Raw genomic sequence first — 26,597 nt, forward strand, 5'->3', positions numbered from 1 at the left:
GAAGTGGAGACCGTCGAGGCCATCGGTAAGGTCCTACTCGTCGGGCTGGTGCTCGGAGCCGGTCTGCCCGCCCTGTTCGCCGTGGGACTGCGCCTACAATCCCTGAGCAATGGAACCGTCGACGCCGACGGCACCACCTCCGGCCCGCATCCTGCGCTGAAGCCCCTGGCGTATGTGATCTTCGCCATCGTCGTCCTGGTGATCGTCGTCGGAATCCTCTGGATCACCCGGCAGACGATCTTCTACTACACCGGCATCAAGATCTTCCCGTTCGGCTACAAGTGACCGTCCCCGCTTCTGATCGGAGACACCCCGTGGACCGCCCGACGCTTCTGCAGAAGGTCGTGGAGTGGTTGCGCGCCGGCTACCCCGACGGCGTCCCACACACCGACTACATACCGCTGGTGGCCCTGCTGCGCCGCCAGCTCACCGACGACGAGGTCACGCAGGTCTCGGCGGAGCTGGTCCGTGACTCCGCCCTCCCACCCGAACCGATCTCCCGGATCGACGCCGGGGTCAAGATCACCCACTACACGCACGAACTGCCGCACGAGGACGACATCTCGCGGGTGCGCGCCCACCTCGTCTCCCGCGGTTGGCCGTTCAGCGACGATCCCGCCGGAAACGCCCCCTCCGGCGAGGGCCCTCGCGGCGACGATCCCGCCGGGGACGATCCCGGCGGGGACGATCCGACCGACGGGGCCCCGTCCTGAGAACCCTGCGACCGCTTCCGCTCCCCTCGACGCCGGCGGTCCTCGACCGCATCGGCGACCTGCGGGCCCTCCTCGACGGCTCATCGGCCTTCCTCCCCGTACCCGACGACGCCCGCGCCGCGTCCGAGCTCGGATCGGCCCTGGACGTGGACGCACCCATCGACGACCCCGTGTCCCTCGTCGTCTCGACCTCCGGGTCGACGGGCGTCCCCAAGGGCGCGCAGCACTCGCCCGCGACGCTCGCCGCGTCGTCGCGGGCAACCGCTGAGCACCTGGGCGGACCCGGCAACTGGTTGCTGGCGCTGGCGCCACATCACATCGCCGGTCTGCAGGTGCTCCTCCGCGCCCTGACCGCCGGGCAGACGCCGGTGATCCTGGACATGCGTGCCGGTTTCGACCCCGACGTGTACGCCCGTGCCGTACGCGACTTCGAGGGCCCGCGGCGCTACACCTCGCTGGTTCCCACCCAGCTCGTCAAGGTCCTCGGACATCCTGGCGCGACGGCCGCCTCGCGGGAGCTCGACGCCATCCTCGTCGGGGGCGCGGCGACCCCGAAGCCGCTGTGGGACAGAGCAGTCGACGAGGGACTGCCGATCGTCGCGACATACGGGATGAGCGAGACCGCCGGGGGGTGCGTCTACGACGGGCGACCTCTCGACGACGTCGCGGTCCGCATCGCCGATCCGGCGCCCGACGGCGTCGGCCGCGTGCTGCTCGGCGGCCCCGTCGTCGCCCGCGGATATCGCAATCTGCCCGACCATCCCGCCTTCGCCGAGCCGGGCTGGTTCCGCACCGACGACCTCGGGGTCGTCGGTGACGACGGGCTGCTCGGCATCGTCGGCCGCGCCGACGAGGCCATCTCGACCGGTGGCCTGACCGTCGTACCCCAGGTCGTCGAGGCCGTGATCGCCGACGACCCGGCGGTCGCCGAATGCGTCGTCGTCGGACTCCCCGACGACCGGCTCGGCGAGGCGGTCACCGCGTTCGTCGTGATCCGTCCCGGAGAACGCCTGGACGTCAACCGCATTCGCGGGTCGGTCACCGAACGACTCGACCGCTACGCGGCACCCCGGCGGGTCGTCGAACTCGACGCGCTCCCCCTCCGCGGGCCCGGCAAGTACGACCGCCGTGCGTTGCGGGCTCGCTTCGGTGTGCAGATGTAGTGCGCCGTCGCGCCTGGCGCAACGATGTGCGACATCTACCCACATGCCGCTCGCCGAACCGCCGAAACCACGCACTCGGGCCGGTCGCGAAGGTCACCCCACGTGAAGTTCAGCACCGTCCAACCGGCTGCGATGAGCGCGTTGCGTCGGGTCCGGTCCCGCTGGAAGGTGGCGGCGTCGCGGTGGAAAGCGAGTCCGTCGCTCCACCGCCACCATCCGGTCGAAGAAGGCGAAGTCGATCACGTACCCGCAGCTCGGACGGTTTGCCACCCACCCGTCGATACCCGCGGTCCGGAGGATCGTGACAGCGAGCCGCTCCGCGGCCGACCGCGCACCCGATTCCAGCAGCTGGATCAACGGACCCATGTCCGCCGCGCCGACGCAACGGCGCCGCCGGTCGTAGGCCTCGACGAGACGCTCGACCGTGGTGCGCCGCTGCAGCAGCGCAGAATCGATGACCTCGACGCCACCCTGCACCGCCCCCTCCAAAAGCCGACAACGCGACCCCGGTGACCGGTAGCCCGTCCCGGGTCAGCACGTCGGCGTCGGCGAGAGCGCGGTTGAGAATCCGGACTCCCGTCACCGGATGACCGTGGCGGCCGCGCAGCGCGGTGACCGTCGGCGTGGCGGGCGGGGCGTCGACCATTCCGTGCCACCATGCGGCTGCGAGTCCCGAAAGGACCCCGTGAACGCCGACGGCAAGCGTCGCGGTCCGGATTCGCGTGCGGTCGGTCTCGGGGTGGTCGGCGAGCCGATAGATGCGCGGATGCACCGGAATCCACTCGCCGGCCTGCACCCGGCGGTGTACCGCCGACCGGTTGATTCCGTGCATGCGCGCATCGGCAGCAGTCACCACGCCGTCCTGGTGGAGGGCGAGCGCCCGAAACTCCGCCGGAAGATGCATGGCCTTCAGACGCACCTGCGCACCAACCGGTTCCATCCCCGCAGACGTAGTGTGTCGTCGCGCCTGGCGCTACGAAGTTCTACACCTACCGGGCAGCCGGTCGGCTTCCGACGCCGTGGCAGGATCGACACGTGGCTACCCCTTCGCAGTGGATCCAGGGCGCTCGCCCGCGCACGCTCCCCAACGCGATCGCGCCGGTCGTCGCCGGAGTCGGCGCGGCGCTGCACTACGGCGACGTGTCGTGGTGGAAGTCCGTCCTCGCGCTCGCGGTGGCCGTCGCGTTCATCATCGGCGTCAACTTCGCCAACGACTACTCCGACGGTGTGCGCGGAACCGACGACGATCGGGTCGGCCCGATGCGCCTGGTCGGGTCGGGGGCGGCATCGCCGAAGGCCGTGAAGACCGCCGCGTTCCTGTGCTTCGGGATCGGCGCGGTGTGCGGGCTGGTCCTCGCGATCGCGACCGCCTGGTGGCTCGTGCTGGTCGGGGCGATCTGCATCGCCGGCGCCTGGTTCTACACCGGCGGCAAGCGCCCCTACGGGTACGCCGGTTGGGGTGAGGTCGCGGTGTTCACCTTCTTCGGGCTCGTCGCCGTCCTCGGCACGCAGTACGTCTCCTCGGGCCGCGTCGACTGGGTCGGATTGGCCTGCGCGGTCGGCATCGGCGCGATCTCGAGCAGCGTGCTGGTCGTCAACAACCTGCGAGACATCCCCAGCGACACCGAATCGGGCAAGATCACACTGGCCGTCCGCCTCGGCGACGCCCGGACCCGCACGCTCTTCGCGATACTCCTCGCGACCCCGCTCGCGATGAGCGTGGTCCTGGCGTTCGCGACCCCCTGGGCGTTGCTCGGGCTGGTGACCTTCCCGCTGCTGTGGCAGGCCCACACACCGGTGCGCACGGGCGCGGCCGGCCCCGGGCTGATCCCGTCGATCGGCACGACCGGCAAGGCGATGCTCGCCTGGGCGGTCGTCACGGCGGTCACGCTCGCGCTCACCTGAGGTCGGCCGGCTCGGCTGTCAGACCTGGGCCTCGATGTCGGGCAGTCCCGCCACGACGGCGGCGCGGAGTTCCGCCGCGGTGGTGGCGGATCCGATCAGCGCCTGCGACGCGTCGTCGGCGGTGTCGATGATCCCGAGGAGCAGGTGGTCGGCGCGCAGGCGTCGGTCACCCCGTTCCCGCGCGATCTCCATGGCCCGGCCGAAGGCGTCCCTGGTGTCGGTCGAGAAACGCGGCCGGGAGCCCCGGCCCCGGGGTCCGCGCCGGCCGCGTCCCGACTCCCACGGCCCCTCCCCGGCGAACGGTCCGCCCGGACCGGGGCCGAAACCCTGGCCCCAGGGTCCCGGGCCGAAGCCGCCCGGACCGAAACCGCCGGGACCGAAGTCGCCCGGACCGAAGCCCTCGGGACCACAGTCCGGACGGGGTCCGCGACCATGACCGTGCCGGTGCCCGTGCCCCCGGCGTCGGTCTCCACCGCGTCCGTCCCCGCGCCGCCCGTGACCACGACCTCGGGTTCCGCGCTCGGCGCGCTCGCCCCAGCCGTCGGACAGGTCCTCACCGAAGCGCCCGCGCACGGCCTCCCGGACCTTGTCCAGGTCGATCCCGATGCTGCGCAGTGCCTCTCGGTCCTCTTCGTAGCGCTCTCGCACCGACTCGTCGGCGGCGGTCTCGGGGGTCTCGGATCGATCCGCGTGCTCGTCGTGGTACTTCCGTACCGCCTCCCGGGCCGACGAGAGCGTCAGTCCCTGGTCGGCGAGCAGCGCGAACAGCGGGCTGCGGGCATTGCAGAGCATGCCCAGGATCAGGTGGTCGTTACCGAGTTGCCGGTGACCCAGGTCGCCGGCCTCCTGCGTGGCGAAAGCCAGCAGCATCTTGTCATCGCGACTGATTCGCTCAAACATCTGTGTCTCCTTCCGGCCCGCTCGCGCGGGCCTCACGTTGTGCGTGCTTCTGATGCACGGCCTGTCGGCTGATCTGCAGCACTTCTGCGATCGCCTGCCAGCTCCACCCGTTGGCACGGGCGTTGGCCACCTGCACGTCCTCGAGTCGGTCGGCCAGGGTGCGCAGTGCGCGTACCGCGGCCAGACCCCTCGCCGGATCGCCGCTCGCGGCGTCTCCGGCCAGCTCGGCGCTCGATGCGTCGGGTGCGGTGTCGGTGCTGTGGTCGTCGTGCATGGTGTCAGGTTATGTTGACATACGGCCCGTGTCAAGAATTGTTGACGGACCGGGTGTGCGGCATCGTCGTTCCGATCGCGTCTCCGCGACCGGACTACTCGTTCTGGATCGACTCGCTGATGTTCATGCGCCCGGCGCGGACCGCCGGGATGAAGGCGCCGACCAGGCACAACGCCACCGCGATGGTCACGAAGAGCAGGGTCGACGGTCGTGGCGAGTACAGCACCGTCAGGGACGTCGTGATGGTCAGGATCTGGTTGCTGAGCAGATGCATGGCGGCACCGAGCACGACGCCGAGGACCGACCCGACCAGGGCGACCGCGCCCGCCTCGGCGAGCACTGTCCGCGAGACGAACCGGCGGGAGGCCCCCATCGCCCGCAGAACGCCCAGCTCGCGGCGTCGTTCGAGGACCGACAGCAGCAGCGTGTTGAGCAGTGCGATCGCGGCCGCACCGGCGACGATCCACTGGATGGCGACCGCGAACGCGCCCGCCTGCTCGACGGTGGCCTGGGTGGCCGCGAGGGCCTCGGCGCCGCTGTAGACACTGATGGGCTTGTTGCCCGTCGTGGGGACGCCGGCGACCAGCGCCTCGAGATCCCGGCGGACGGCATCCGGGTCGGCATCGGGCGAGGTGATCACCTGCAGGTAGGTGTCGCCGTCGCGATCGAACCACTCCCCCAGCAACTCCTGCGACATGGCCGCCACGCCGGAGTCGAGGGAGACATAGTCGACGGTGTCACGCACGACCGTCTGCCGCGGGCCGTTGGGGGTCGCGAGTTCCACCGTGTCGCCCGTGCCCACGCCCAATGCGCGGGCCAGGACGTTCGACATCAGGATGCCGTCGCCGGCGAGCACGCTCGCCACCGCTTCCGGCGACGCCTTGCGCATGAACGGTGCCCGCGAACCCGGCTCGAGCCCTTGCACGTTCGCCTTGCTCTCGCCGATGTTCACCGCGGCCCACTGACCGCCGATCACCTCGGTCACGCCGGGAACCGCGGCCACGCGTTCGGTCACCGACGCCGGCAGGATGGGCCCCAGGGGCAGGCTCGCGGCCGAGGTCGACGACACGTAGAAGTCCGGATCACCGAGTCCGTCGAGGGATTTCGACATCGAGGAGACCAGATTGTCCAGCGCTCCCGACGTCCCCATCCCGACCGCGATGGCCACCGCGACCGTCATCAGCGTCGCCCACGCACGCCGCGGGGCGCGCTCGGTGTTCACCGAGGCGAGCTGTCCGGGGCCACCGAACCAACGCGCCACCCGAACCACCGCCCAGGCCAACGGTTTCGAGAGCGCGAAGCACAGCAGCAGCGCGCCTACCAGATAGAAGACGCCGGCCACGATGGCCGGGCGGCCCGGCACGGTCGCCACGACCACCCACGACGCGATGAGACCGGCGACGCCGAGCACGGTGGCGATCACCACCGCGGGACCACGACGCGACGCGGAGTCCGACACCTCGACGGGAGCCATCGCCTCCACCGGCGAGACCGCGAACACCGCCCGCGCGGCCAGCGTCGTCGCCGCGACACACGCGACCACACAGGCGATCACCGCGGCCGCGGGCGCATAACCCGGCAGGTGATAGTTGATGACCGTGCCGACGGAATCGGCCGGCGGCTCGGGCAGGCTGCTGATCACGGCCCGCCCGGCCAGGATCCCGAGCGGGATGCCGAGTACGCCGCCGACGAGACCCATCAGCGCGGCCTCGCCGAGCATGTCGCCGACGAGGTGAGACCGCTTGGCGCCCAGCGCCCGGATCATCGCGAGCGACCGGCGCCGTGAGGCCACCGCCATGTTCATCGTGTTGAACACCAGGAACGCGGCGATCACCAGCGACACGAGCGAGACCAGCAGCGTCGCATCGCGGGTCACCGAACTCGCGACCTCGGCCTGCTTGGCGCGGAAGTCGGGATCGACGACCACCGCGCGGCCGGCCACGATGCCCTGCACCTGCGCGCGGACCGCGGCCACGTCGGCGCCGGGTTCGGTCACGAGGAGGATCGAGTCGAGCCGGCCGCCGAGCCCGACGAGTCGTTGCGCGAGATCGACGTAGGCGAAGAGGAAGCGGCCGTTGTTGAGACCCGCGGCCTGCTCGTTGTCGACCACCTCGAGGACCTCGACCTCGATCCCGTTGACGGTCAATCGGTCTCCGCGCTCGAGACCGAGACCCGGACCGACGAAGACGCCGGTCCGCAGGCGATCGAGATCGACGGTCCCCGGACCGGTCCCGGCCTGCCCCTGCTGCAGGGCGCCTCGCAGACTGCCCGAGAGCTGGGTGACGCGCTGATCGGAGCCGAGCAGCGGCACGGCCGAACCGTCGACGACGACCGATCCGCGGATCATCGGCACGACGGCCGCCGCCGCGTCGACATCGCGGCGGATCTCGCCGGCCAGCGACTCGTCGACGCCGGTGTCGGTGATGCCGGCGACCTCGATGTCGGCGACCCCCGACACCGCATTGTTGAAGTCCCGCACCGATTCCGACGCCGACCCGTAGGTCCCGAGCACCGCGATCAGCAACGCCGACGACACGACCACCACCGCCAACGAGGTGAGCAGGCGCAGCCGGTGGGTACGGATCTCGCGCATGTTGAGCAGCCGGATGCGGGTGAGCCCGGCGAGGAGGGCTTCGACACGGGTCGTCGCTCTCCTCCCCTGCTCAGCCAGCAGGGAAACGAGGGTCGGCACTAGGCGATCTTCCCGTCGCGGACCGTGATGGTGGTGTCGGCGACCGCGGCCGCCTTCGGATCGTGGGTCACCATCACCACCAGCCGGTCGGGGGTGTCGTGCGCGACCTCCGAGAGCAGTTCGAGTACCGCCTCACCCGTCTTGGAGTCCAGGTTGCCGGTCGGTTCGTCGGCGAGCAGGATCGTCGGGTCCATGATGAGCGAACGGGCGATCGCGACGCGCTGCATCTGACCGCCGGACAGCTCCGAGGGCCGGTGGTCGACCCGATCGCCGAGTCCGACCCGCCGAAGCAGTTCCACGGCACGAGGTTTCGCCTTGCGCAACGACTGGTTGTCCAGCAGGCGCGGCAGTGCGACGTTCTCCCACGCCGACATCGTCGGCACGAGGTTGAAGAACTGGAAGATGAAACCGACGCGATTGCGCCGGAACTCCGAGGCCGCGGTGTCGTCGAGCGCACCGAGGTCGACCCCGTCGATGCTGATCCGCCCCGACGTCGGGGTGTCCAGAGCTCCGAGCACGTGCAGCAGGGTGCTCTTGCCTGCACCCGACGGGCCGACCACCGACACGAACTGTCCGCCGTCGATCGAGAGGTTCACACCGTCCAGGGCGCGGACCCGTTCGTCGCCCATCTGGTACTCGCGCACCAGATCGACCGCCTCTACCAGGGCACTTCCGGTGCCGGGCATCCGCCCGGGTTCCATCGACACTTCCGGATCGTAGCCCACCCGCGGCGTCCCGCCCGGGTCTCAGGCGGTCCAGCGACCGGTGGCGAGGAACTCGTCGAGCACCGTCTCGGCGGGCCCGAGGGCGAACGACTGGGAGGCGAGCCAGTCGTCGTCGAAATAGGTGGTCGCGTACCGGTCCCCCGAGTCACACAGCAACGTGACGATGCTGCCCGGCGTCCGGGCGGCGACCATCTCGGCGACGAGCGAGAAGGCCCCCCACATGTTGGTGCCGGTGGATCCGCCGACGCGGCGGCCGAGGAGATCGCTCACGCGGCGGGCGGTCGCGACGGACGCCTCGTCGGGCACACCGATCATGCGGTCGATCACCTGCGAGATGAATGACGGCTCCACCCGCGGACGCCCGATCCCTTCGATGCGCGATCCCGTCTCGGCGGTCAGGGTGCCGTCGGCAGACTCATAGGCCGGCAGGAACACCGAGTTCTCCGGGTCGACGACCGCCAGCCAGGTGTCGTGTCGCCGGTAGCGCACATATCGCCCCAGGGTCGCCGATGTGCCGCCCGTGCCGGCCCCGACGACGATCCAGGTGGGTATCGGATGCTCTTCCTCGGCCAGTTGGGCGAAGATCGACTCGGCGATGTTGTTGTTGCCGCGCCAGTCGGTCGCACGCTCGGCCATCGTGAACTGGTCGATGAAGTGGCCGCCGAGTTCGGCCTCGAGACGCAGCGCCTCGGCATAGACCTCGCCGGGGTGGTCGACGAAATGGCACCGCCCGCCGTGGCGTTCGATCAGCGCGGTCTTCGCGGGCGAGGTGCTCCGCGTCATCACCGCGATGAACGGGACCCCGATCAGTTCGGCGAAGTAGGCCTCGCTGACCGCCGTCGACCCCGACGACGCCTCGATCACCGGGGTGCCCTCGACGACCCACCCGTTGCACAGGGCATAGAGGAACAACGAGCGCGCCAACCGGTGCTTCAGCGACCCCGTGGGATGGGTCGACTCGTCCTTCACATAGAGGTCCACGCCGACCTCGCGAGCCCCTTCCCCATCGCGCCCGGCCCCGCCGGGCCCGGTCGGGCCGGGTTCGGTCCAGCGCGACCACGCGGGCAACGCGACGCGGAGCAGATGGGTGTCGGCACTGCGCCGGCCGTCGGCCTCGATGAGGCGGACGGCGTTCTGGGTCCAGGCGCGGTCGGCGCGACGGTCGACGAGCCGCGTCGGCCTCACTTGTCGCCGCGGAGCCGTGCCTGCAGATCGTCGTGCTTGGACCGGCGACCGGCCTCGAGCGCCGCGATCTCGCTGTTCACCTTCAGGCGCAGGGTCTTGAACAGGACCATGCCGAGCGGAAGTGCGATCAGCACACCGAACACCGCGGCCACCAGGAAAGGCACCTCGACGTCGACCAGGCGGCCGCCGACCATGATGATCACCACGACCGCGGCGACGAGGAGCAGCCGCGCGAACGTGTACAGGAACAGGGCGACCGCCACGGTCATCGGGCGTCCACCCGCCTGCGGCGCGGTGTCCGCGGCGGTGGATGCGGAGGTGGCCTCGTCGGGCGCGGCCTTCTTGCCTGGGATTGGGTCGTGCGCTTCACTCACCCCCTCAGCGTACTGGGCGGTCGTCGCGCTCCCGCAGGTCGCGGGCCTTTGCACGCTCTTTACCTCCCGCTGACGGTTCGAGTACCTGGGCGATTTGCGTGTATTCATGAAGAACTCATCCACCACGTGCAGAGCCGCTTCGCCACCTCCGGCGCACCGACCGAGCACTCCAACACGCCAGGGGGAATCATGACCAGCATCGAGACAGCACCGCCCGCCACCTACATCACCCCGGGGCTCGCCAGCCAGCACACACTGACCCCCGGCCAGGTCGCCGCGATGTTCAACGTGAATCCCAAAACCGTCGCGCGCTGGGCGAGTTCGGGCATCCTCGGCTCGATCCGCACCCCGGGCGGCCACCGACGCTTCCGCGAAGAGGACGTCGTCGCACTGCTCAATCGCCGTACCCACTGACCCCGGCGACACCCGGCGCGCTCGCGTGCTCCCGGCGCCGGGCGTTCGCCCAGGCCGCTCCGACATCTCACGTACGCTGGACGACGGGAGGTTGTCATGATCTATCTGTTCGCCGTTCTGGGTCTGCTCGCCATCGGTTTCCTCATGTGGCGCGCCTTCGGACCCCATTCCGACGAGTCCGGCGACACCCCCTCGTCCGGCCCTCGTCGCGCCCGTCCGCGCGGCCCGCTCGGCCCCGACGACGACCCCGATTTCCTGCGCGACCTCGACAATCGCACCCGCGGTACCAACGGCACCGACGGTGACGAGATCTGAGGCGTGACGCTCGGCAGAAAAGCTGAGACCAGGTTCAGAACGTCTCTGCGGAACATACCCAGGGGTAGGGTATCGTCCACCTCACCATCGACTCCCCGATGGCTGATCCGAGAGAAGGCGCCGTTGACCCCGGGACGATCTCCGCGAGGGACGTCGACCGATGACGACCTGAGCTTCGCCGAGAAGATCGGTTACCTCTTCGAACACAGTCGTGACGAGAACGGCATMCGATATACCGGCAAGAAGATCGCCGAGAAGGCCAACCGGCTCGGATATTCGCTGTCCGACGCCTACATCTCCCAACTGCGCACCGGCAAGGCCCGGACCCCGTCGTTCCGGACGGTCGAAGCCATCGCCCGCGCCTTCGACGTGAGCGTCACATACTTCCTGTCCAACCCCGATGAAGATCTCGAACGTGTTCGGCAGCAACAGAATTACGTCGAGATGCTCCAGGTCACCGGCAGCCATCTGTCCGGGATCGACATGGGGTCGCTCTGCCCGGACACCATCGACGCGCTCATCGATCTGCTCAAACTGGTCAAGGCGCAGGCGCTGGCCAAGAAGGCCGAAGAGAACGCCCCGAGCGACACCCCCGGCTGACGGCCGGGCCTCCTACAGACCCGCGTAGGAGTGCAGGCCCGACACGACCAGGTTGATGATGAACAGGTTGAACAGCATCGCCACGAATCCGGCGACGTTGATCCAGGCCGCGGCGTTGTTGCGCCAGCCGGCCGTCGCCCGCGCGTGCAGGTAGGCCGCGTAGATCACCCACGCGATGAAGGACACCGTCTCCTTGGGGTCCCAGCCCCAGAACCGGCCCCACGCCGCCTCGGCCCAGATGGCACCGCAGATGACACCGAGTCCGAACAGCGGGAAGCCGATCACGACGCACTTGTAGGCCAGCCGATCGAGGTGTTCGGCCGACGGCAGGTGCTCGACGACACGACGGATCGCGCCGGCGACGCCCGGGCGGGTCGAGACCGCGGCGGCGTCGTCGGGCGAGGTCGCCGCCCAGCGCATCTTGACCAGGTAGAGGATGCTCGCGACACCCGACACCAGGAGGATGCCCGAGGACACGGAGATGATCGACACGTGCACGGCGAGCCAGTAGGACTTCAGGGCCGGCACGACCGGTGCCGCCTGGGTGTAGAGCCAGCGGCCGGCGATGAACATCAGCAGGATGACCGGCAGCAGCACGAAGGAGAGCAGCGGACGGTGTTCGCGCTTGCGCAGGATGACCAATCCGGCGAGCACGCCCGCGGCACACGTCATCGAGATGAACTCGTACATGTTGCCCCAGGGCGCGCGGTCGGTCGCGATACCGCGCAGCACGATCGACGCGATGTGGGCGACCAGCCCGACGACGACGACCGGCAGCGCCATGTTGCCGAGCTTCTCGCCGAGAGTCCGGCGCGACGACTCGTCGACACGTCCCGGCATCCGGGTCTGCGTCCCGCTCGCACCCGCGTTCACCAGCTGCTTCTGCTCGAGACGCCGGCCGCGGACCGCGGCGAGCGCGCCCAGGAACAGGATGACCGCGACGACATAGACCGTCATGGCGGTGCCGTACAGCAGGTCGGAGTACCGCGCGAGCGTCTCGTCGATCGGCATCGCCGGAGCTTCGGAGTTCATGTGCTTCCTTTCGCCGGCTGCTAGAGCCGCCGGGTCGTCCGCCGCGAGGCGGGTGCGTCGGCGTCGCCGGCAACGAGATCGGCCGCCTGCTCGTCGAAGCCCTCACCCCAGCCGGCCTGATCGGTGCGCGCCAGCCCGGCAATCTCTACTACAGTACGTCGTTGCCCGTTGTCGTGGCCATCAGCGGCCTGGTCATCGCCGTCGACACGGGCGCTCGCGGCCGGTACCGGGACAAGCCGGGCCCAGATGCGCCGGCGACGGATCAGCAGCGACACCAGCAGACCGCCGAGCATCACGATCGAGCTCACCAGCACCCAGACCTGGGCCGGGTCGTGCGAGACCTGCACCGACACCCAGCGCTCGTAACCGTCGAAGGTCACCGTCGTACCGTCGGCCAGGGTGTGGCTCTGGCCGACCCCGAGATTCACCTGGGCCTGGCGCTGGAGACGGCCCTGTTCGATCAGATCCTGGTCGAGCGAGTAGACGTTCTGCGGTTTGCCGGTGTCGAGACCGGTGTCGCCCTTGAAGATCCGGATCGCGACGAAGGGGTCGTCGGGTTCCGGCGACGACGAGGTCAGCAGCGAGCCGTGGAACGACGCGGTCGGCGCGAACAGGCCCTCGAGGGCGATCTGGTTCTTGCGACGGTCGTCGGCGTCGGGATACAGGCCGGCCGGGGTGTCGAAGCGCGCGGCACCGGAGGAGAGCATCGTCTGGAGCTCGTCGGGCACGAAGGGCGTCGTCTGCGTGCGCTTCTCCCCGTTGGGGAAGGTCACCGTGAACGTCGGCGCGAACCCGTTGCCGAGCACGTAGACGCGATCGCCCGCGACGCGCAGCGGTTCGTTGACCCGGACCGAGGTGGTCGCCCAGCCGGCGGGATCACCGAGGTCGGCCACGCTGCCGTCGCTGCCCGCGGCGTAGCGGATGGTGGCGTCGTACATGTCGGGCTGACCGCTGGGCAGGAAGGTCGCCGAGAAGTCGTCGACGCGGAAGCAGAAGGGTGAGAGGTCCGTGCCGTCGACCAGGTTGCCGGCGCGGAACGAGTCGTAGACGGCGGTCGAGGTGTTGCACAGCCCCTGCTCGCCGTCGGCGACGAGACTGCGGGTGCCCTCGTAGCCGTACATCTTGCCCAGCGCGATCGACACCAGCAGTGCCAGCAGGGCGAAGTGGAAGACGAGGTTGCCGAACTCGCGCAGGTAGCCCTTCTCCGCGGAGACCTCGACGCATCCGTCCGGGTACGCCTTGCTCGGCTCGCGGACCACCACCTCGCGACGCCAGCCGCGCAGCCGGCCATCGATCCGGCGCGCGACCGTCTCCGGGTCGCCGTCGACGGTGTGGGTGACGTGCCGGGGCAGACGGGACAGGTTGCGGGGCGCGGCAACGGGTTTCGCGCGCAGACTGTGGAAGTGCTCGACCATCCGCGGCGTCAGACAACCGACGAGCGAGATGAACAGCAGCACGTAGATCGCGGTGAACCAGGCGCTGGAGAAGACGTCGAACAGCTGCAGCCGGTCCATCCAGACACCGAGCTGACCGCGAGCGGCGATGTACTCGAGCGTCTTCTGCTCGTTGAGCTCGCGCTGCGGGAGCAGGGCACCGGGGATTGCGGCGAGCGCGAGGAGGAAGAGCAGGATCAGCGCGGTCCGCATCGAGGTCAGCGATCGCCACAGGTTGCGCAGCGGCCACAGCACCCGGCGGCGGGCCCAGTGGGGTTTCGGGGCCGGCTCGGGGGTGTCCACCTGCGGGCGGTCGGTCAGATCGGTCATGGGTCCAGCGCTCAGATCGGTAGTTGGGTGTCGGTGACGAAGCGGACCTGGACCCAGACGATGAACTGGTCCCACCAGCCGGTCAGCAGGGCGACGCCGACCCCGATCAGCAGGACACCGCCGACCACCTGGATCGTGCGGGCGTTCCGGCGGAGCCAGCCGAGACTGCGCAGGGCCCACGCCGAGGAGAAGGCCAGCACCACGAAGGGCAGGCCCAGGCCGAGGCAGTACGCGACGATGAGGGTCACGCCCTTGGCCGCCGTCGAACCCTCGGTCCCGCTGACGGTGGCGATCACCGCGGCCAGGGTCGGCCCCAGGCACGGCGTCCAGCCGAGCGCGAAGACCGCGCCGAGCAGCGGCGCCCCGACGATGTTGGAGACCCGCCGCGGCTCGAAGCGGACCTCGCGCTGCAACGCCGGGATGAGACCGATGAACACCAGGCCCATGGCGATGGTGACGACCCCGCCGATGCGCTGCAGCAGTTCACGATTCAGTACGAAGGTGCTCGTCACGCCGAGGACGGTGGCGGTGGCGGCGACGAAGACGACGGTGAAGCCGAGGACGAACAGGCCGGCGGCGAGCGCGACCCGCGAGCGGCCGCTCTTCGCGCTCTCGCCCACCTTCACCGCGGGCGCCTCGGCTCCGACGAGACCCGCGAGATACGACAGGTACCCCGGGACGAGCGGGACGACGCACGGCGAGGCGAAGGACACGAGTCCGGCGAGCAGGCACGCGGCGAAGGCGAGCAGGAGCGGCCCGCTGGAGACCGTGTCGGCGAACGTGTCGCCGATCGACGACGCGAGTACCAGGGTGGTCGGTTCCAGGCCAGAAAGTTCCACTGTGGACGGGTTCATCACACCGACCCCGCCGGCTCGGCCGCGACGCGCTTGACGACCTCGTCGAGCTCGTTGTCGGAGATCGCCTTGAGGAAGACGGCCGCCGGACGGTGCTCGCGATCAAGCACGATCGTCGTCGGCACCACCGAGGTGGGCGTGGTCAGCGCGGCCAGCGACATACCGGGGAAGTCGTAGATCGACGGGAAGCCGACGTTGCGGTCGATGACGAAGTCCTTCGCCGACTCGCGGTCGTCGCGCAGGTTGATGCCGAGGAACTCCACGCCGTCGGCGCGATTGCGTTCGTAGACGCGCTCGAGGTCGTCGGCCTCGCCGCGGCAGGGGCCGCACCACGATCCCCACACGTTGACGACGACGACCTTGTCCGCGAACCGGCCGTCGGACAGCGACAGCGGTTGCCCGGTCACCAGGTCCTCGCCGGTGAGAGCGGCGATCGGCTTGCGCTCGTCGGGCGCATAGGTGATGACGGTCTGCCCGCCCGGTGAGACGAACTGGAAGGTGTTCCCCTGCGCGACCGCGTCGTCACCGGTGCTGCAGCCGGCGATCAGCAGGACCAGGGCCGACAGCATCGCCGGCAGGAGGAACTTGCGCACTACGTCAGACCTTCACTTCTCTTGCTGTCGCCGGGAGCGCAGCGAGCGGGACTCCTGTCACAGCCGGCTCACGCACCGGTGGCGAGCGGGTCCGAGGCCCCGGCCGGTTCGGAGTAGATGATGTCGACGAGCGCGTCGTCGTCGTAGATGAGGCTGGTCAGCGAGGCCAGTGAGCACTGCCGACGACGCGGGTCGTGCCAGAGGCGCTGACCTTCGAGGAACCGGCGGAGCGTGTACACGGGCAGCTGGTGGCTGACGCAGACGGCTTCGTGACCGCGGGCCGCGTCGCGGGCCTTGTTGGCCGCGGCCAGCATGCGGTGCGCGAGCTGGATGTAGGGCTCACCCCAGGAGGGGGTGAACGGGTCCCGCAGCTTCGGCCAGTGGCGCGGCTTGCTCAGTGCGCCGTCGCCGACCGACACCTTGAGGCCCTCGAAGACGTTGTCGGCTTCGATGAGGTCGTCGTTGGTGAGGATCGGGACGCCGTGCGCGGCGGCGATCGGCGTGGCCGTCTCCTGCGCACGCTGCAGCGGCGAGGCGAACACGGCCTTGACGTCGTGGTCGGCGAGAGCATCGGCGACCTTGCGCGCCTGCGCCTGGCCGTCGCCGGAGAGGCGGAAACCGGGCAGACGGCCGTAGAGGATGCCGTCGGGGTTGTCGACCTCTCCGTGGCGCATCATGTGGACGATCGTGTGCATCAGGCGTTGTCCCCCGGGGTGGCTGCGGTCGCGGCCGCCTGCGCTGCCGCGGGCAGCGCATCGGCGATCTGCGAGAAAGCATCCTCGTCGAGCGCCGCGGACACAAACCAGGCCTCGTAGGCGCTCGGTGGTGCGTAGACGCCGCGCTCGAGCAGAGCATGGAAGAAGGGCGCAAACCGCCAGGTCTCGGTGGCCGAGACGCCGGCGTAGTCGAAGATCGGGATCTCCGGGTCGGTAGTGAAGAACACACTCAGCAGGCTGCCCGCCTTCTGCACGCGGTGGGCGACCCCGGCCGCGGCGAGGGCCTCGTGCAGCAGCGTGCCGAGCCGGTCGGCGTTGGCGTCGAGCGTGCGGTACACCTCGACGTCGGCGTTGCGCAGGGTCGCAAGACCGGCCGCGACCGCGACGGGATTACCGGACAGCGTGCCCGCCTGGTACACCGGCCCGGTCGGCGCCAGCCGCTCCATCACATCCGCGCGGCCACCGAAGGCCGCGGCGGGCAGTCCCCCGCTCATGACCTTGCCGAAGGTGTAGAGGTCACCGGCCACACCTTCGAGCCCGTACCAGCCGCTCGGGCTCACCCGGAAGCCGGTCATGACCTCGTCCATGATGAGCAGCGCGCCGTGGCGTCGGGTGAGATCGCGCAGTCCGGCGTTGAAGCCCTCCACCGGCGCGACCGCGCCCATGTTCCCGGCCGCCGCCTCGGTGATCACGGCGGCGATGTCGTCGCCGAACTCGGCGAAGGCGTCGGCGACGGCGGTGAGGTCGTTGTAGGGCAGCACGAGCGTGTCGTGGGCCGACGCACCGGTGACGCCGGGGCTCGTCGGGAGGCCGAGCGTGGCGACGCCGGACCCGGCGGCGGCGAGCAGTGCGTCGACGTGCCCGTGATAACAGCCGGCGAACTTGATGATCTTGGACCGGCCGGTGTATCCGCGGGCGAGCCGGATCGCCGACATCGTCGCCTCGGTGCCGGAGTTCACCAGCCGGACGCGCTCGACGGGATCGACACGACCGATGATCTCCTCGGCGAGTTCGATCTCGGCCTCGGTGGGCGCTCCGAAGGACAGGCCACCGGTGGCCGCCTCCCGCACCGCTTCGACGACCGCCGGGTGCGCGTGCCCCAGGATCATCGGGCCCCAGGAGCTGACCAGATCGACGTAGTCGTTGCCGTCGGCGTCGGTGAGCCGGCACCCGGCCGCCGAGGCGATGAAGCGCGGGGTCCCGCCGACCGCGGAGAACGCGCGCACGGGGGAGTTGACGCCGCCCGGGATGGCCTGCGTCGCGCGGGTGAACAGCGCGGCGGAGGCGGCCGTTCCGGGAGCAGGCGTGGCAGCAGCGGAAGGGGTCACGGCCTACAGTGTTCCAAACGGCACCGGGTGACCCAAATCCTCGCTGGTCAGAGGGGTCGGGACGTCGCCGTGCGGTGGCGCGGACTACCCCGCGAGCGCCTTGCGCACCTGTTCGGCGATCGCCGCCTGCCCCTGCTCGTTGGGGTGCACCGCGCCGGGGCCCGAGGTGGTCATCGGCTCGATCCAGCGCCGGTCGCCGGCACAGGCGTCGTGGCCTTCGGACACCTGGGACATGTCGACGAACTCCACGCCCTCGTCCTCCGCCGCCCGGCGTCCGTAGGTGTTCAGCGCCGTCTGGAGTTCCCGGATCATCGGCACGTCGCCCTCGGCGAGCCGCATCTCGGGATAACAACCGACGGTCGGCGGCAGCAGCCACGGATAGCCGACGAGCAGGACGCGGGCGTCGGGCGCGCGGTCCCGCACGTCGCGCAGCGCCTGCCGGACCGCCGGGTAGATGTCGGCGGCGACCGGGTCGATCAGTGAGCTCCCGTACCGATCGGTGCACGGCGCACCCGAGCGGTCGACGTCGGCGAGTTCGCTGCAGAGCCGGATCGCCCGGCCGTAGGTCTGCTTGTCGTTGCCGCCGATCATGAGCGTCACCACGTCGGTGTTGTCGTCGAGGGCGTCGAGCTGCGGCGGTACGCCCTGGTGCTGCGCCTCGCGGAAGTCGCCGGTGTCGGCGCCCGCGCAGCTGACGTCGGTGAGGTCGTAGTCCTCGTCCTCGGCGACGACGTGCGCGTAGTTCTTCGACGACCGCTGGCAGTAGATCGGCGAGTCGGCCTCGAGCGGGCTCACGCCGGTCCCGGCACTGAAGCTGTCGCCGAGGTTGACGTGCTTCGTCGACCGTGCGGCCTTTTCCGTCGACTGTGCAGGCGTTTGCGTCGACTGTGCAGGCGTTTGCGTCGACTGTGTAGGTGTTTGCGTCGACTGTGCAGGCGTTTGCGTCGACTGTGCAGGCGTTTGCGTCGACTGTGCGCATCCGGCGAGAACGACACCCGCCGCGAGCAGCACGAGTCCGGACCGGATGAGCCGCCGCGGACGTCGATCCCCGAACCTGCGTGCGTTCATTCCGCCATCCTGCGTGCGGGGAAGCCCATCGGCAACCACCGACCTGCCGCCCGCCCACGCGAGTAGCGTGGTGCGCCGAGGGGACCTCCGCGTCCAGCGGTGTCCCGCAGCCGAGTGACGAGGATGTGAATGCGCATGAGCGACAGGGAGATTCTCGACCCGCAGGCCGTGCTCGACGGCGTGCCCACCGGACTCTGGATCGACGGCCGGGCCACCCCGGCCGCCGACGGCGCGACCTTCGAGGTCTACGACGCCGCAACCGAGGAATCGCTCGTCTCGGTCGCCGACGCGGGAGTCGTCGACGCCCGTGCCGCGCTCGACTCCGCGGTCGCCGCATCCGCCGACTGGGCGGCCACCGCACCGCGCGAGCGCGGCGAGATCCTCCGCCGGACCTTCGAGCTGCTGACCGACCGCGCCGACGACATCGCGATGCTGATGACGCTCGAACTCGGCCGCGCCCTGCCCGACAGCCGCGCCGAGACGACGTACGGCCTGGAGTTCCTGCGCTGGTTCGCCGAGGAGGCCGTCCGCGTCGGCGGCCGATTCAGTCCGGCACCGGCCGGCAACGGACGCATCCTGGTGTCCCATCAGCCCGTCGGTCCGTGTCTGGCGATCACCCCGTGGAACTTTCCGCTCGCGATGGGGACGCGAAAGATCGGCCCCGCGCTCGCGGCGGGCAACGTCATCCTCGTCAAGCCGGCCCGCGAGACGCCGCTGACGATGCTCGCGCTCGCCGAGGCCTTCGCCGAAGCCGGTCTCCCGCCAGGTGTGCTGTCGGTCCTGCCCACCACGTCGAGCGGCGACGTGTCGTCGGCGCTCATCACCGACGACCGTATCCGCAAGATCAGCTTCACCGGTTCGACGCCGGTGGGCCGCAGCTTGCTCGGCCAGGCCGCCGATCGTGTCCTGCGCACGTCGATGGAGCTCGGCGGCAACGCCCCGTTCCTCGTCTTCGACGACGCCGACATCGATGCTGCCGTCGAGGGCGCGTTCGCCGCGAAGATGCGCAACGGCGGTGAGGCCTGCACCGCGGCCAATCGCTTCCTGGTGCAGTCGGGCGTCGCCGAGGAGTTCACCGAGAAGCTCGTCGCGAAGATGGCGGACGTCCACATGGGCCCGGGGTACTCCGACGGGGTGACCCTGGGACCGCTGGTGAACGCGGATCAGCGGGACAAGGTCGCCGAGGCGGTCGAGCAGGCCGTCGCCGACGGCGCCCGCGTACGACTCGGCGGTGAACGTCCGGAGGGTCGCGGCTTCTTCTATCCGGCAACGGTTCTCGACAACGTCGACCCGTATGCACCGGTGACCCGCGAGGAGATCTTCGGGCCGGTCGCGGTGATCAGCACCTTCGACGACGAGTCGGCCGGGATCGAGGCCGCGAACTCGACCGAGTACGGCCTGGCGTCGTACTTCTACAGCCGCGACCTCGAGCGGTGCATGCGAGTTGCGGAGCGCCTGGACTCGGGCATGGTCGGGGTCAACCGAGGCGTGATCTCCGATGCCGCTGCACCGTTCGGTGGGATCAAGCAGTCCGGGATCGGGCGCGAGGGCGGCAGCGAGGGCATCGACGAGTACCTCTCGGTGAAGTACGTCGCCCTCACCTGAATGTGTTACGTAAGTGACTAGTGATGCAGGTGTTATCGATCTGATACCTGCACGGCCGTACTGATCCCTACACTCGGTCACCATGCGTCGTAGAACCCTCACGACCGCGGCTGCCGCGGCCGCGATCGCCACGGCCGCCTCGGTGGCGGTCGCCGCCGCACCGTCGGAACCGGTCGCGAATGTCCAGAATGCCGCGATCAGTACCGATTTCGGCAGCGTCGACCTCGGCAGCTCCGAACTCGGGACCCCGAACAGCAACTTCCTCTGGCAGAGTCCGCCGACGCGCTACATCGTCGTCCTCGGCGCCAAGTTCGGTGTCCTCGGCCAGACGCCCGACGTTCTCAAGCGCAGACTCGACGTCGCCGCCAACCTGGGCAAGAAACACCCGTTCAACCGGATGATCGTCTCCGGTGGCGACACCCATTGGCTACCGGTCACCGAAGCGCAGTTCATGAACCTCGGACTCATCCGTCGCGGAATCCCCATGTGGCAGATGGTCAACGAGGGGCGGTCGACGTCGACCGTGCAGAACGCGCACTACACCGTCGGAATGCTCAAGGCCATGGGCGCCAACGGTGCCATCATCGTGACCAACGGCTTCCACATGGAGCGCGCGATGAAGAACTTCCGCGACGCGGCCCGGAAGCAGAACGCGCGCATCGAGTTCCGGTCCGCGTACGCCTGAGCGATGCCGCGCCGAGCGTGCGTCGTCATCCGTCGACCGTGCGTCGACATTCGTTGACTGTGCATCGGATCCCGTCGACCGTGCGTCGAAATTCGTCGACTGTGCGTCCGGCCGCGTTGACTGTGCGCTCGATTGCGTCGACGGTGCGTCGCAAGTCGTCGACGTAGCGATCAGTACGCACCTCGTGCCTTCATCGCTGTGACGATCTCGACGACGATCCCGAAGGGCTCGTCACGGAGGCGATGGCGATCGACGCGGATCATGATCCACCCCTGCTCACGTAATCTCGCGTCTCGCTCTTCGTCTCGAGCGCGCTGCTCCGGTGACGAATGGAAGTCCTCGCCGTCGTACTCGACGCCTATCTTCAGCGCTTCGTATCCCAGATCGATTCGCGCGAAGGGCTTTTCGCTCGGGTTAGGCACAGCGATCTGGAGATCCGGGGTGGGCAGTTCCGACCGGAACATGAGCAACCGCACCCAACTCTCGGGCGGCGACTCGGCTCGCGCGTCGACCAGGGGTGCCAACTCCCGTATCTGACGAACGTGGCGGCGTCTCCGCTGGGCGTCGGCGTACCGGGCCAGGGTCCGGGTGTCGAGGTCGGTCGCCTTGGCCAAGGCATCGAGATAGCCGAGAGCGCGCCATGCCGGTTGCATTCGGCCGATGTCGAAAGCGGTGCGGAGGGGGGTCGTCACCCGCACACCATCGACAACGCACCAATCTGCCGGGTCGATGTCGAACCGGTGGGTGATGGTCCCCTTGGCGGGGCGTCCGGATCCGGTCGTACGTCGGACGAGTTCGATGCTGAAGTCGTCGTCGTACCACGCCGAGCCGAGGAGTATCGCCGCCGCCATACCTCCCACCACGGGTTCGCCTTGCGCACTCGCGGCGACTGCCAGAATCCGTTGCCGCGCGGTGAGCAGCGTCGACCGATCGACGAAGTTGCTACCTCGCAGATGCCGGAATCCGACGTCGAACTGCGCCGACGCCATGTCACCGAGCGTTGCGTCGTTGCGGGTGGTCAAGGGGACGGCACCGGTCACGAAGATCGTCATACAGACTCGGACGCAGCAGGAGGCGGATCGGTTTCATCTACCCGACGTGAGGCACGGCGACGATCGCACGCTCGACGAAATTCGACGCCCAGTCGACGAAATCCGACGCCCAGTCGACGGAAAACGACGCCCAGTCGACGAAACGCCCCGCCGGCGAAGGCCGGCGGGGCGAATCCGTGGTTTCGACAGGCTCAACCAGCGGTGGGGGCGCTCAGCGCAGGAGCGCGCGGCTCATGACGACGCGCTGGATCTGGTTGGTGCCCTCGTAGATCTGGGTGATCTTGGCGTCGCGCATCATGCGCTCGACCGGGAAGTCGCGGGTGTATCCGGCACCGCCGAAGAGCTGTACGGCGTCGGTGGTGACCTCCATCGCGACGTCGGAGGCGAAGCACTTCGACGCCGAGGAGATGAAGCCGAGGTTCTTCTCGCCGCGTTCGGCGCGGGCGGCCGAGGTGTAGACCATGAGGCGAGCGGCCTCGACCTTCATCGCCATGTCGGCGATCATGAACTCGACACCCTGGAACGAGCTGATCGGCTTGCCGAACTGCTTGCGGTCCTTGACATAGGCGATCGCCTGGTCGAGCGCGCCCTGGGCGATGCCGACGGCCTGCGCGCCGATGGTCGGGCGGGTGTGATCGAGGGTCTGCAGCGCGGTCTTGAAGCCGGTGCCCTCGTCGCCGATGATGCGGTCGAGCGGGATCGTGCAGTCCTCGAAGTAGAGTTCCGCGGTCGGCGAACCCTTGATGCCGAGCTTCTTCTCGAGCGGTCCGACGGTGAAGCCGGGGTCGTCCTTGTGCACCATGAACGCGGAGATGCCGTTGGCCTTCTTCTCCGGGTCGGTCACGGCCATGACGGTGTACCAGGTCGACTTGCCGCCGTTGGTGATCCAGCACTTGGAGCCGTTGAGCACCCAGTTGTTGCCGTCCTTGCGGGCGCGGGTCTTCATCCCCGCGGCGTCGGAGCCGGCCTCGCGCTCGCTGAGTGCGTACGACGCCATCGCCTCGCCGGAGGCGATCCCGGGCAGCACCTGCTGCTTGAGCTCGTCGGAGCCGTTGAGGATCAGGCCCATGGTGCCGAGCTTGTTGACGGCGGGGATGAGCGACGACGACGCGTCGACGCGGGCGACCTCTTCGATGACGATGCACGCCGCGATGGAGTCGCCGCCCTGGCCGCCGAACTCCTCGGGCACATGGATGGCGTTGAATCCCGAGGCGACGAGGGCGTCGAGCGCTTCCTGGGGGAACCGGGAGTTCTCGTCGACGTCGGCGGCGTGGGGCTCGATCTCCTTCTCGGAGAGCGCACGGATCGCCTCGCGCAGCGCGATGTGCTCTTCCGGGAGCTCGAAGACGTTGAAGTCGGGATTTCCGTAACCCATGACAACTCCTCACGGCACCTGCGGTGCCTGTTCGTTCCCGGCACGCGTGTACCGGCAGATGTTGACGACCAGTGCAGCACGGCACTGAGTGCCATGTCAATCCGCACGAACCCTTACCCGGCCGATTGTCCTCGAATCCGCGGCGATTGTCCCGCGGCCGCGCGCCGGAGTCAGCCCTCCCCCAGCTCTTCGGCCACGCGACGTGCAACTTCGGCCGGCGCGGTGCCCGCCGGGTAGGTGACGACGGTGACCTGTCTGCCCGAGTCCGCCACCGGCGTCGACACCTCCCCGAGGCGTGCGGCACCGAGTGCCAAGGCCACCCGCTCCAGTTCCACACGCAGCCGTTCGGGCGTGGCCTCGGCGTCGCCGCGGATCATCTGTCGGAGCAGGAAGTTGTGGGTGCCGGTGACCGCCGCCACGTAGGCGACGACGTGAACCGGCGACTCGTCGGGCAATCGCGCACGCAGGAACTCCTCGAACGCGCCCTGGTAGCGATAGGTCGTCACCAGTTCCCGGTCTCGCAGCGCCGGCACCTCCTGCACCACCTGCGCCCGCCGCACCGCGAGCTCCCGATCCCGCACGAAGTGGGCGAAGACCAGTTCCGCGGCGGCACAGACGGCCAGCCACGGGTCACCGTGGTCGGTGGCGAGCCGGTCGTCGACCTGCGCGAGCAACGACTCGTGATCGGCGAAGATCACGTCCTCCTTGGACCCGAACTGCCGGAAGAACGTGCGGCGGGACATACCGGCGGCCGCCGCGAGCTGGTCGACGGTCGTCGACTCGTAGCCGTGCTCGCTGAACAATCGGATCGACTCGGCGACGACACGCGTGCGAAAGACGACCGGATCGGTGTCCGCGACTGACATGGGTCAAGTATCACCACATCGAGGCGACGAGGCCCTCGGGCCGTTCCCGAAGAAGGAGTTCGGCGCCGACCTGTGTAGCGGATCGGCACGCATTACTCGTCAGTAGCGGCCGCCACAAAAGCTGGGTCCGACGCGTGGTCACTACGTACGGTGGAGCCATGGCAACCCCCACCGCTCCCTCCGAGAAGACTCCGGCTGAGAAGAGCTCGACGGAGAAGACCCCGTCGACGACGAGTCCGACGCCCATCGCCACCGAGCCGACCGTCGACGACCCGGTGACGCCGGCACCGGTGTCCGCCGACGACGAGCTGTCCGCGGACGAGCGAGCCCTGCTCGTCGACAATCTGCGGTTCGTCCTGGACGGTCGCTGGCGCACGACGAGGGAGACGGTGCGGGAGAACTCGAATCGCGCCGACCTCCTGCCGGACCCGTCCCGAACACTCGACGAGGCGCGCGCCCACACCCTCGAGGTGATGCGCGAGCTCGCCTCCCAGGGCTTCGCCGCCGCCGGTTTCGCCGAAGACCACGGTGGCAGCGGGGACATCGGCGCCTCGATCACCGCCATCGAGATGCTCGGCTACGCGGACCTGTCGCTCATGGTCAAGGCCGGTGTGCAGTGGGGCCTGTTCGGTGGCGCCGTCGAGAACCTCGGCACCGCACGGCATCACGAGAAGTATGTGCCCGGGATCATCGACCTGAGCGTCCTCGGGTGCTTCGCGATGACCGAGACCGGACACGGCTCGAACGTCCAGGCCATCGAGACCACCGCGACCTACGACCCCGATGCCCGCGAATTCGTCATCAACTCCCCGACCCCGTCGTCGCGCAAGGACTACATCGGTGGCGCCGCCGCCCACGCCCGCTACGCCGCGGTGTTCGCCCAGCTCGTCACCGGCGGGCCCGACGAGGAGGCCGAAGGCCGTGGCGTGCACTGTTTCGTGGTACCGATCCGCGACGAGGACGGCAACGACCTGCCCGGCGTCACCACCAGCGACTGCGGATACAAGGGCGGACTCGCCGGCGTCGACAACGGCCGGATCATGTTCGACAACGTCCGCGTCCCCGCCGAGAACCTGCTGAACCGATACGCCGACGTCGCCGACGACGGCAGTTACAGCTCCCCGATCGAGAACACCAACCGCCGCTTCTTCACGATGCTCGGCACGCTCATCCGCGGTCGCGTGAGCGTGGCCGCGACGGCGGGTGCGGCCGGCCGCAAGGCCCTGGCACTCTCGACCCGCTACGGACTGATCCGCAAGCAGTTCGAGGCACCCGAGGGCACCGACGAGATCACCGTGATGGACTACCTCGGTCACCAGCGAAAGCTGTTGCCGCTCATCGCCAAGTCGTACGCGATCGGGTTCGCGCAGAACGAGATCGTCGACGAGCTGCACGAGGTCCAGTCGGTCGCACCCGATGATTCCGACGCCGGTCGTCAGCGCCAGCTCGAGGGCCAGGCAGCCGGCCTGAAGGCCTACGCCACCTGGCACGCCTCCCATGCCATCAACGTCAGCCGCGAAGCCTGCGGCGGCGCAGGCTATCTCGACGAGAACCAGCTGTCGATCATGCGCGGCGACATCGACGTCTTCACCACCTTCGAGGGCGACAACACGATCATGACGCAGCTGATCGCCAAGGAGCTGCTGTCGGCGTACTCCGAGGACGTGCAAGGACTCTCGGCCGGCGGCTGGGTGCGGTTCATCGCCGGTATGGCCCGCGACGTCGTGGCCGAGAAGACCGCGGTCCGGCAGGTCGTGCAGACCCTGCTCGACGGCTCCGACGAGGACACCGAGAAGTCCGCGCTCACCGACCGCAGCACGCAGATCCGACTGTTCCGCAATCGCGAGGACCACCTCGTCCGCACGTGTGCGCAACGTCTGCGCCGCGCCCTCGACGACGACAACGACGCCTTCGAGGTGTTCAACAACGCGCAGGACCACCTGTTGAAGGTGGGTCACGCCCACATCGAACGCGTGGTGCTCGAAGCCTTCGTCGAAGCCATCGAGAACTGCGATTCCCGTTCGGCGGCAGAGCTTCTGGGCAAGGTGTGCGACCTGTTCGTCTACTCGGCACTGGAGGACGACCTGTCCTGGTTCCTGATGCACCGGCACATCTCGGTGGAGCGCGCCAAGGCCATCCGCCGCGGGGTCAACGAGCTGTGCCAGGAGCTGCGCCCGCACGCGCGGTCGCTCGTCGACGCATTCGGCGTCCCCGAGGAGCTGTTGCGCGCACCCATGTTGCAGAACGGCTGAACGCCCGCCTCACAGCCCCACCGCGGCCACCGTCGAGGAGACGGTGGCCGCAGTGCGTTTTCCGGGCCGGTGTTTGGTCATCGGCAAAGCGGGCATACTGCCGCCGACGCCGCTGTGGAGACCACGCTGCGACGCACCGACGAGATCG

The 26,597-nt window shown here is 69.2% G+C and carries 26 protein-coding genes and 1 pseudogene; 10 read left to right on the top strand and 17 right to left on the bottom strand.

Features of this window, described 5'->3' with window-relative positions; translation table 11 throughout:
• Positions 1-3: 3 nt before the first annotated feature.
• The 3 genes from CA982_RS12625 to menE are packed head-to-tail and all read left to right on the top strand — an operon-like array spanning position 4 to position 1,876.
• Positions 4-285 (top strand): hypothetical protein, encoded by a 282-nt coding sequence (locus CA982_RS12625; RefSeq protein WP_086535672.1) that lies wholly within the window; start codon positions 4-6, stop codon positions 283-285.
• Positions 286-314: 29 nt separating this feature from the next.
• On the top strand, positions 315-713 hold the full coding sequence (locus CA982_RS12630) for a DUF3349 domain-containing protein (RefSeq protein WP_086535673.1): 399 nt from the start codon (positions 315-317) through the stop codon (positions 711-713).
• Entirely contained in the window at positions 710-1,876 is a 1,167-nt protein-coding gene (gene menE / locus CA982_RS12635) for an o-succinylbenzoate--CoA ligase (protein ID WP_086535767.1), read from the top strand. Before CA982_RS12630 ends, menE begins: the two co-directional genes overlap by 4 nt.
• A gap of 35 nt (positions 1,877-1,911) precedes the next feature.
• Here menE and CA982_RS12640 read toward each other — a convergent pair.
• Positions 1,912-2,780, bottom strand: a pseudogene (locus tag CA982_RS12640) (DUF559 domain-containing protein).
• Between the two features lie 131 nt (positions 2,781-2,911).
• Here CA982_RS12640 and CA982_RS12645 point away from each other — a divergent pair.
• Positions 2,912-3,781, top strand: coding sequence for a 1,4-dihydroxy-2-naphthoate polyprenyltransferase (locus tag CA982_RS12645; RefSeq protein WP_086535674.1), 870 nt, complete (start codon positions 2,912-2,914; stop codon positions 3,779-3,781).
• 18 nt (positions 3,782-3,799) lie between these two features.
• Here the strand turns inward: CA982_RS12645 and CA982_RS12650 are convergent, their stop codons facing one another.
• The 6 genes from CA982_RS12650 to CA982_RS12675 all read right to left on the bottom strand — a co-directional run bounded on the left by CA982_RS12650 (position 3,800) and on the right by CA982_RS12675 (position 9,931).
• On the bottom strand, positions 3,800-4,681 hold the full coding sequence (locus CA982_RS12650; RefSeq protein ID WP_086535675.1) for a Clp protease N-terminal domain-containing protein: 882 nt from the start codon (positions 4,679-4,681) through the stop codon (positions 3,800-3,802).
• Positions 4,674-4,955 carry a helix-turn-helix domain-containing protein gene (locus CA982_RS12655; protein ID WP_086535676.1) on the bottom strand — a complete coding sequence of 94 codons (282 nt, stop codon included), beginning with the start codon at positions 4,953-4,955 and terminating at the stop codon, positions 4,674-4,676. The genes CA982_RS12650 and CA982_RS12655 overlap by 8 nt, the downstream gene beginning before the upstream one ends.
• A gap of 94 nt (positions 4,956-5,049) precedes the next feature.
• Positions 5,050-7,548: an FtsX-like permease family protein gene (locus CA982_RS12660; RefSeq protein ID WP_244176251.1), complete on the bottom strand. Its 2,499-nt coding sequence runs from the start codon at positions 7,546-7,548 to the stop codon at positions 5,050-5,052.
• Positions 7,549-7,646: 98 nt separating this feature from the next.
• A complete protein-coding gene (locus tag CA982_RS12665; RefSeq protein ID WP_086535769.1) occupies positions 7,647-8,348 on the bottom strand; it encodes an ABC transporter ATP-binding protein in 702 nt (233 codons plus the stop codon).
• Positions 8,349-8,393: 45 nt separating this feature from the next.
• The gene (cds1, locus tag CA982_RS12670; RefSeq protein WP_086535677.1) at positions 8,394-9,557 is read right to left on the bottom strand and encodes an L-cysteine desulfhydrase Cds1; all 1,164 of its coding nucleotides are present in this window, start codon (positions 9,555-9,557) and stop codon (positions 8,394-8,396) included.
• Complete coding sequence (locus tag CA982_RS12675; protein WP_086535678.1) at positions 9,554-9,931, bottom strand: DUF4229 domain-containing protein; 378 nt, start codon at positions 9,929-9,931, stop codon at positions 9,554-9,556. The genes cds1 and CA982_RS12675 overlap by 4 nt, the downstream gene beginning before the upstream one ends.
• A gap of 189 nt (positions 9,932-10,120) precedes the next feature.
• Here CA982_RS12675 and CA982_RS12680 point away from each other — a divergent pair, with 189 nt between their 5' ends.
• The 3 genes from CA982_RS12680 (at position 10,121) to CA982_RS12690 (ending at position 11,260) form a co-directional block, all read left to right on the top strand.
• The gene (locus tag CA982_RS12680) at positions 10,121-10,345 is read left to right on the top strand and encodes a BldC family transcriptional regulator (RefSeq protein WP_010842012.1); all 225 of its coding nucleotides are present in this window, start codon (positions 10,121-10,123) and stop codon (positions 10,343-10,345) included.
• A gap of 96 nt (positions 10,346-10,441) precedes the next feature.
• On the top strand, positions 10,442-10,660 hold the full coding sequence (locus CA982_RS12685; protein WP_086535679.1) for a hypothetical protein: 219 nt from the start codon (positions 10,442-10,444) through the stop codon (positions 10,658-10,660).
• Positions 10,661-10,783: 123 nt separating this feature from the next.
• Positions 10,784-11,260 carry a helix-turn-helix domain-containing protein gene (locus CA982_RS12690; RefSeq protein WP_086535680.1) on the top strand — a complete coding sequence of 159 codons (477 nt, stop codon included), beginning with the start codon at positions 10,784-10,786 and terminating at the stop codon, positions 11,258-11,260.
• 12 nt (positions 11,261-11,272) lie between these two features.
• On the opposite strand, the gene ccsB is transcribed toward CA982_RS12690, so the two are convergent.
• From ccsB to CA982_RS12725, 7 genes are all read right to left on the bottom strand, one after another.
• Positions 11,273-12,292 (bottom strand): c-type cytochrome biogenesis protein CcsB, encoded by a 1,020-nt coding sequence (gene ccsB / locus CA982_RS12695; RefSeq protein WP_086535681.1) that lies wholly within the window; start codon positions 12,290-12,292, stop codon positions 11,273-11,275.
• Between the two features lie 20 nt (positions 12,293-12,312).
• Positions 12,313-14,055: a cytochrome c biogenesis protein ResB gene (gene resB / locus CA982_RS12700; RefSeq protein ID WP_086535682.1), complete on the bottom strand. Its 1,743-nt coding sequence runs from the start codon at positions 14,053-14,055 to the stop codon at positions 12,313-12,315.
• A gap of 11 nt (positions 14,056-14,066) precedes the next feature.
• Positions 14,067-14,909: a cytochrome c biogenesis CcdA family protein gene (locus CA982_RS12705; RefSeq protein ID WP_086535770.1), complete on the bottom strand. Its 843-nt coding sequence runs from the start codon at positions 14,907-14,909 to the stop codon at positions 14,067-14,069.
• Complete coding sequence (locus CA982_RS12710) at positions 14,909-15,502, bottom strand: TlpA family protein disulfide reductase (RefSeq protein ID WP_086535683.1); 594 nt, start codon at positions 15,500-15,502, stop codon at positions 14,909-14,911. The genes CA982_RS12705 and CA982_RS12710 overlap by 1 nt, the downstream gene beginning before the upstream one ends.
• A 68-nt stretch (positions 15,503-15,570) precedes the next feature.
• Positions 15,571-16,197 (bottom strand): histidine phosphatase family protein, encoded by a 627-nt coding sequence (locus tag CA982_RS12715; RefSeq protein ID WP_086535684.1) that lies wholly within the window; start codon positions 16,195-16,197, stop codon positions 15,571-15,573.
• Positions 16,197-17,546, bottom strand: coding sequence for a glutamate-1-semialdehyde 2,1-aminomutase (gene hemL, locus CA982_RS12720; RefSeq protein WP_086535685.1), 1,350 nt, complete (start codon positions 17,544-17,546; stop codon positions 16,197-16,199). The genes CA982_RS12715 and hemL overlap by 1 nt, the downstream gene beginning before the upstream one ends.
• Positions 17,547-17,630: 84 nt before the next feature.
• A complete protein-coding gene (locus CA982_RS12725; RefSeq protein ID WP_086535686.1) occupies positions 17,631-18,614 on the bottom strand; it encodes an SGNH/GDSL hydrolase family protein in 984 nt (327 codons plus the stop codon).
• 135 nt (positions 18,615-18,749) lie between these two features.
• Here CA982_RS12725 and CA982_RS12730 point away from each other — a divergent pair, with 135 nt between their 5' ends.
• Positions 18,750-20,219, top strand: a complete 1,470-nt coding sequence (locus CA982_RS12730; protein ID WP_086535687.1) for an NAD-dependent succinate-semialdehyde dehydrogenase — start codon at positions 18,750-18,752, stop codon at positions 20,217-20,219.
• An 82-nt stretch (positions 20,220-20,301) separates the two neighbouring features.
• Positions 20,302-20,904, top strand: coding sequence for a YdcF family protein (locus tag CA982_RS12735; RefSeq protein ID WP_086535688.1), 603 nt, complete (start codon positions 20,302-20,304; stop codon positions 20,902-20,904).
• A gap of 170 nt (positions 20,905-21,074) precedes the next feature.
• Here the strand turns inward: CA982_RS12735 and CA982_RS12740 are convergent, their stop codons facing one another.
• The 3 genes from CA982_RS12740 to CA982_RS12750 all read right to left on the bottom strand — a co-directional run bounded on the left by CA982_RS12740 (position 21,075) and on the right by CA982_RS12750 (position 24,197).
• Entirely contained in the window at positions 21,075-21,956 is an 882-nt protein-coding gene (locus tag CA982_RS12740) for an endonuclease domain-containing protein (protein ID WP_144066024.1), read from the bottom strand.
• Positions 21,957-22,167: 211 nt separating this feature from the next.
• Positions 22,168-23,331: an acyl-CoA dehydrogenase gene (locus CA982_RS12745; protein WP_086535689.1), complete on the bottom strand. Its 1,164-nt coding sequence runs from the start codon at positions 23,329-23,331 to the stop codon at positions 22,168-22,170.
• A 170-nt stretch (positions 23,332-23,501) separates the two neighbouring features.
• Complete coding sequence (locus CA982_RS12750) at positions 23,502-24,197, bottom strand: TetR family transcriptional regulator (protein ID WP_086535690.1); 696 nt, start codon at positions 24,195-24,197, stop codon at positions 23,502-23,504.
• Positions 24,198-24,355: 158 nt separating this feature from the next.
• Between CA982_RS12750 and CA982_RS12755 the strand changes: the two genes are divergently transcribed.
• Positions 24,356-26,449 (top strand): acyl-CoA dehydrogenase family protein, encoded by a 2,094-nt coding sequence (locus CA982_RS12755; RefSeq protein ID WP_086535691.1) that lies wholly within the window; start codon positions 24,356-24,358, stop codon positions 26,447-26,449.
• The last annotated feature ends 148 nt before the right edge of the window (positions 26,450-26,597 follow it).

It is taken from the genome of Gordonia lacunae (genome assembly GCF_002149015.1).
Taxonomy (GTDB): Bacteria; Actinomycetota; Actinomycetes; order Mycobacteriales; family Mycobacteriaceae; genus Gordonia; species Gordonia lacunae.